Source organism: Bradyrhizobium sp. YR681 (assembly GCF_000282615.1).
Classification (GTDB): Bacteria; Pseudomonadota; Alphaproteobacteria; order Rhizobiales; family Xanthobacteraceae; genus Bradyrhizobium.
In genome coordinates, this window is record NZ_AKIY01000074.1 from 1 (window position 1) to 5,673 (window position 5,673).

Genomic DNA, 5,673 nt, shown 5'->3' on the forward strand with positions numbered 1-5,673 from the left:
CAATGACGGAGGAAAGAGCGGCGTGAAAAACTAACGCTTCCGCCGCTTCGGCTTCACCGCCCCGAACACTGCCGCCAAATCCTCGGCTGCCGGCACCCCATCATCCAGATGCAGGCGGCTCTCCACATGCAGGAAATGCTCGCGCGACACGGCAATCGCCCGCGCGACGTCGCGGGCGCGCAACGCCTCGACGATGGCGCCGTGCTCGTCCACCGCGCAGATCGAATCGGTGGCGGGCTCGTAGACCGAGACCATTACCGAGGAGCGGCTGAGCAGGTCGGCGAGGAAGCGCGTCAGCTCGGCATTGCCGAGCGCCTCGACCAGATGGACGTGGAAGGCGCCCGACAGCCGCACGGACGCGGCGCGGTCGCCGCGGGTTGCGGCTGCGCGCTCCTCAGTGAGATGCGCGGTCAGTCTGTCGATCAGAGCATCGTCGACGAGACGGACGAGCTGCGTCAGCACGCCGGCTTCGAGCACGCGATGGGCTTCGTAGACGCTCCTGATGTCATCGAGGGTCGGGCGCGGCACGCGGGCGCCGCGGTTGGGGATCATCTCCAGCCGCCGTTCCGCGCCGAGCCGGTGCAGAACTTTCCGGATACGCTCGCGCGAGACGCCAAAGATGTCGGCGAGCGGCGGCTCGGCGAGCTTCACGCCCGCCTTCAGCTTGCCCTCCAGCAGGGCATGCAGGATGGCCTGATAGACCGCCTCGTCCTCTGCCGGATTCGCTTTGCCGTTTCGCCTCTTCTGCGTCGCCATGGCGCTAGCTAGGCCCAAAGGATGCGCAGCGTCACCTCCAAAAAATGTGCACATCTACCGCGCCGCTGCGCTGGCTGCGCCGCGACTTCAGATTCATCCTATTGATATTACTGCATAATCGTAAAATGTGCACATTTGGCATGACGCTTGCTGCAGTCTCGGTGCAAGCTTTACGCACAACAAACGGGACACGCCCATGCACACCCCCTCCCGACGCAGCGTTTTGACATCCGGCGCGGCCCTCGCCGCGGTTCTGGCAGCCCCGGCGCGGCTGCGCGCCGCGCCCAAGGAGATCGTCATCGGCGGGCCCGCGGGCGCCGCAAAGTATTTCAACGCCGACCTGTTTCCGGTGCTGGAGAAGAAGCTCGACTGCAAGGTGCTCTATGAGGGCACCAACTCCCTGACCAATCTTCAGAAGATGCAGGCCGACAAGGCGGCGCCAAAGATCTCGGTCGTCATCATGGACGATCCCGTGATGCTGCCGGCAGCGGCAGACGGCCTGATCACCAAAATGTCGGCCTCCTCGATCGCCAACCTCGGCAAGCTCGTGGACGGCTCTGTGCACCAGGACGGCATGTGGGCGAACTACCAGAGGCCCTGGGCCGGCATCGCCTATTCGACCAAGCGCATGAAGACGGCGCCGGCGAAATGGGCCGATTTGTGGGACGCGAAATATGCCTCGCGGGTGATCGTGCCCTCGCTCTCCAACACCGAAGGTTTCTGGACGCTGCTCGCGGCCGCGCATCTCGAAACCGGAAAACCCTACAAGGAGGCGCAATACGAGATCGACGCCGCCTTCAAGAAGGTGAAGGAGCTGAAGGCGAATTTGCTCAACGTCTATACCAACGCGCCGCAGGCCATCAATCTGATGGAGCAGGGCGAAGCCTGGATGATCGGCGGGCAGTTCTCGGCCTACACGCTGATACGCAAGGCGGAGGGATCGCCGGTCGATCTCGCCGTGCCGCAGGACGGTGGCTTCGCCATGCCGTCGGGCATCGCGAAGGTGGCAGGTGCCCCTGCCGGCGATCTTGCCGATGCCGTGATCGATTTCTTCCTGAGCCCGGTGGCGCAGACCATCCTGGCCGACAAGGCGTTCGTTGCCCCGACCAACAAGGGCACGCCGACGCCGGCGGGTTTTCCCGATCCCGCTTCGCTGTTCGCGCCGGACTGGGCGTTCGTCGCCAAGAACCGCGCGGGCTGGGTGGACCGCTGGAGCAAGGAGATGACATGAGCGAGAGCAGCCCGCATCTTGTCGTCCGCGGCGTCTCCAAGCGCTACGGGCCGACCACGGTGCTCGATCACATCGACCTCACCATCCGCCGCGGCGAGCTCGTCACGCTGCTCGGCCCCTCCGGCTGCGGCAAGACCACGCTGCTGCGCGCCATCGCGGGGCTGGCGCAGCCCGATGCGGGCAAGGTCGAGCTTGCCGGGCGCGACATCACCAATGTGCCGCCGCACAAGCGCAATGTCGGCGTGGTGTTCCAGAGCTACGCACTGTTTCCGCATCTCACCGTCGCCGGCAATGTCGCATTCGGGCTGAAGGTGCGTGGCACGGCGAAACGCGAGATCGACACGGCTGTCGAGCGCGCACTGTCGCTGGTCAAGCTCGGCCATCTCGCCAGCAGGCGCATCTCGGCGCTGTCAGGGGGCCAGCAACAGCGCGTCGCGCTGGCGCGCGCGATCGCGGTCGAGCCCGACGTGCTGCTGTTCGACGAAGCGCTGTCCGCGCTCGATCGCAAGCTGCGCGAGGAAATGCAGGTGGAGCTGCGCCGCCTGCTCCAGGACGTGAACGCGACCGCGATCTTCGTGACCCACGACCAGGACGAGGCGCTGACCATGTCCGACCGCGTCGCGGTCATGAACAAGGGGCGGATCGAGCAGCTCGCCGAGCCGCGCGAGCTTTACTTGCGGCCCGCCAGCCTGTTCGCGCTCAACTTCGTCGGACTCTCGACCCGGATTCACGGCACCGTGCTGGCGGCCAGCGACGGCAAGGTCGATGTCGAGACCAAGGTCGGCCGCCTCTCGGCGCTCGGCAATTTCCAGGCAGGTTCGCCCGTCATCGTCGCGGCGCGTCCCGAACAGCTTCGCCTTGGTGAACAGGGTGAGGCCAACTCCGCGGCCGGCCGCGTCCGCTCCGTGGTGTTCCAGGGCTCGCGCACGCTGGTCGAGGTCGATGCCGGCGCCGGCGAGAGCCTGCTCGCCGAGCTCTCTGGGCGTGACGGCGCGATCCCGCGCGTGCATGACGAGATCCGCCTCAGCTGGCCCGTGACCGAGACCTTTGCGTTCCCGATGGAGGCGTTGGGATGACCGAGGCGGCCCTCCCCGCGCCGGTGACGGCGCCTGCAGTGGACCGCGAGCGTCTCACCGCGATCGGATTCGTACTGCCCTCCTTCGTCATCATCGCCGGCGTGTTCGCACTGCCGCTGGTGCTGCTGCTCGGCGTCAGCGTCGTCGACGCCAATGGACTGACCTTCGCGCACTACAAGCGCCTGCTCGGCACGCCCTACTATCTCGGCGTGATCTGGAACTCGCTACGGCTGGGGTTGCTCACCACGCTGATCGCCTTCCTGATCAGCTATCCCGCCGCCTTCGCGCTGGCGCGTGCCCGCGGCGCCTTGCGCGCGATCCTGCTCGCCACGCTGTTCCTGCCGCTTGCGGCCAGCGTCATCGTCAAGGCGTTCGCCTGGACGATCCTCTTGCGCAGCGACGGCATCGTCAACGAGACGCTGATAGCGCTCGGCGTCATCGAGGACCCGATCCGGATGATCTTTACCGAGACCGCGCTGATCGTCGGCGCCGTCAACATCTTCCTGCCCTTCATGATCCTGCCGATCTACGCCATCGTGGCGCAGCTCGATCCGCGCTATGCGGAAGCCGCTTCCACGCTCGGCGCCTCACCGGTCGTGACGTTCTTTCACGTGATCCTGCCGCTGACCCTGCCCGGCATCATCGCAGGCGTCGCACTGGTGTTCTCGCTCTCCGTCTCCGCCTATGTGGTGCCGACGCTGCTTATCGGCGAGAAATATCCGACGCTCGCGACCACGATCGCAAAGGCCTATCTGCTGGCGCGCGAGCCCGGCTTCGGCGCTGCCGCCGGCGTCGTGCTGCTGGGAATCGCGATTGCCGTCGTCGCGCTGAGCGCGCGCCTGTCGCGGGAGCCGAAATGATGACCCGCGCCGCGATCATTGTCTGCTGGGTGATGGCGATCGGGCTGGCGCTGTTCCTGCTCGTGCCGCTGCTGGTGATCGCCGCCGCCAGCTTCTCGCCGACGCCGGTGTTCGACCTGCCGCTGACGGGCGCATCGACGCGGTGGTATGGCCGGATCGGCCGGCTCGACGGCTTCTGGCCCTCGCTGTTGCTGTCGCTCCAGATCGCGCTGTTCTCGACCGCGATCTCGCTGGTCTGCGGCACGCTAGCGGCGATCGCGATCGCGCGCGGAAAATTGCCGGGTGCGGGCATCTTTGCCACCGCGCTGGTGTCGCCGCTGATGATGCCGGGCCTCGTGCTCGGCATCGCGCTGCTGCAGGGCTTTCGCGCGGTCGGCTTCACCGCGCCCTGGGCGACGCTGCTGGTCGCGCATCTCGTCATCACGCTGCCTTACGTCGCGCGCACGATGATCGCGGGGCTGTCCCGGTTCGACTTCACCCTGATCGAGGCCGCGCGCACGCTCGGCTGCACCTATCCCGGCAGCGTGCTGAGGGTGATGGTGCCGGCACTGGCGCCGTCGTTCCTGATCGCGGGGATCTTCTCGTTCCTGGCCTCGTTCGACAATTATCCGGTCTCGATCTTCCTCGCCGACGTCCGCACCAAGACGCTGCCGATCCGGATGCTGCAATATATCGAGGAGGCGCCCGACCCGACGCTCGCGGCACTTTCCACTCTCATCCTCCTGGGCACGGTGATCCTGCTGTTCGTCAGCGACCGCGTCGTCGGCCTGCACCGCATGGCCGGAACCTCGGACTGATCCATGAGCAACGAACCAAAATCTTCGCAGCGCGACTTCGCCGGCTATCGCGGCAAGCCGCCGAATCCGCGCTGGCCGAACGGCGCGCGCGTCGCGGTGTCGCTGGTGGTGAATTTTGAGGAGGGCTCGGAGTTCTCCGTCAATGACGGCGACGCGGGCAACGAGGCAATCTACGAGGTCGTGCACAAGCTCGACGGGCCGGATTCCTGCATCGACAGCCATTTCGAGTACGGCACGCGTGCCGCGTGGTGGCGCATCATGGATTTGTTCGACGGCTACGGCGTCAAGGCGACGGTGAGCTCCTGCGGCCGCGCCGTCGAGCGCTCGCCGGAGCTGGCGCGCGATGCTGTCGCGCGGGGCCACGAAGTGTCGGCGCATGGCTGGCGCTGGCAGAGCCACGCCGAGATGGATGAAGCGAGCGAGCGTGCGGTCATCGCAAGGACGGTCGCGACGATCGCGCGCGTCACCGGGCAGCGCCCGGTCGGCTGGCACACGCGCTCGGCGACCTCGCCGAACACGCGGCGGCTGCTGGTCGAGGACGGCGGCTTCCTCTACGACAGCGACGCCTATAATGACGATTTGCCGTACTATCGCGAGGTCTCGGGCAAGCAGCATCTGGTGCTGCCCTATGCGTTCGATACCAACGACATGCAGTACTACAATGCTGGCCGCTTCAGCGGACAGGATTTCGCCGACTACGTCATCGACGCCTTCGAGTGGCTGACGCGTGAAAGCGATGCGTCGCCGAAGATGATGTCGATCGGCCTGCATTTGCGCATGATCGGCCGCCCCGGGCGGATCGGCGCGCTGGACCGGATTCTGGCGCATATTGCGGGCAACAGCGCGGCCTGGGTCGCGCCGCGCGCGGCGATCGCGCGGCATTGGCGCGAGGTGGTGCCGGCAGGGGGTGTGATTGACCGCGGGCGACGACGGTGAAATGCGGGACGCTCGCA

At 66.5% G+C, this 5,673-nt stretch carries 6 protein-coding genes; 5 read left to right on the forward strand and 1 reads right to left on the reverse strand.

Features of this window, described 5'->3' with window-relative positions; all coding sequences use genetic code 11:
• Positions 1-30: 30 nt before the first annotated feature.
• Positions 31-756 (reverse strand): GntR family transcriptional regulator, encoded by a 726-nt coding sequence (locus PMI42_RS09055; protein WP_008132826.1) that lies wholly within the window; start codon positions 754-756, stop codon positions 31-33.
• A 196-nt stretch (positions 757-952) separates the two neighbouring features.
• Between PMI42_RS09055 and PMI42_RS09060 the strand changes: the two genes are divergently transcribed.
• The 5 genes from PMI42_RS09060 to PMI42_RS09080 are packed head-to-tail and all read left to right on the forward strand — an operon-like array spanning position 953 to position 5,656.
• Positions 953-1,987, forward strand: a complete 1,035-nt coding sequence (locus PMI42_RS09060) for an ABC transporter substrate-binding protein (protein WP_008132827.1) — start codon at positions 953-955, stop codon at positions 1,985-1,987.
• The gene (locus tag PMI42_RS09065; protein WP_008132828.1) at positions 1,984-3,063 is read left to right on the forward strand and encodes an ABC transporter ATP-binding protein; all 1,080 of its coding nucleotides are present in this window, start codon (positions 1,984-1,986) and stop codon (positions 3,061-3,063) included. Before PMI42_RS09060 ends, PMI42_RS09065 begins: the two co-directional genes overlap by 4 nt.
• Positions 3,060-3,923 carry an ABC transporter permease gene (locus PMI42_RS09070; RefSeq protein WP_008132830.1) on the forward strand — a complete coding sequence of 288 codons (864 nt, stop codon included), beginning with the start codon at positions 3,060-3,062 and terminating at the stop codon, positions 3,921-3,923. Before PMI42_RS09065 ends, PMI42_RS09070 begins: the two co-directional genes overlap by 4 nt.
• Positions 3,920-4,720 carry an ABC transporter permease gene (locus PMI42_RS09075; RefSeq protein ID WP_008132831.1) on the forward strand — a complete coding sequence of 267 codons (801 nt, stop codon included), beginning with the start codon at positions 3,920-3,922 and terminating at the stop codon, positions 4,718-4,720. The genes PMI42_RS09070 and PMI42_RS09075 overlap by 4 nt, the downstream gene beginning before the upstream one ends.
• A 3-nt stretch (positions 4,721-4,723) precedes the next feature.
• Positions 4,724-5,656, forward strand: coding sequence for a polysaccharide deacetylase family protein (locus PMI42_RS09080; protein ID WP_008132833.1), 933 nt, complete (start codon positions 4,724-4,726; stop codon positions 5,654-5,656).
• The last annotated feature ends 17 nt before the right edge of the window (positions 5,657-5,673 follow it).

Coding starts and splice junctions, on each gene's coding strand:
- PMI42_RS09060 (WP_008132827.1), top strand. CDS start 953: ATGCACACCCCCTCCCGACGCAGCGTTTTGACATCCGGCGCGGCCCTC.
- PMI42_RS09075 (WP_008132831.1), top strand. CDS start 3,920: ATGATGACCCGCGCCGCGATCATTGTCTGCTGGGTGATGGCGATCGGG.
- PMI42_RS09070 (WP_008132830.1), top strand. CDS start 3,060: ATGACCGAGGCGGCCCTCCCCGCGCCGGTGACGGCGCCTGCAGTGGAC.
- PMI42_RS09065 (WP_008132828.1), top strand. CDS start 1,984: ATGAGCGAGAGCAGCCCGCATCTTGTCGTCCGCGGCGTCTCCAAGCGC.
- PMI42_RS09080 (WP_008132833.1), top strand. CDS start 4,724: ATGAGCAACGAACCAAAATCTTCGCAGCGCGACTTCGCCGGCTATCGC.
- PMI42_RS09055 (WP_008132826.1), bottom strand. CDS start 756: ATGGCGACGCAGAAGAGGCGAAACGGCAAAGCGAATCCGGCAGAGGAC.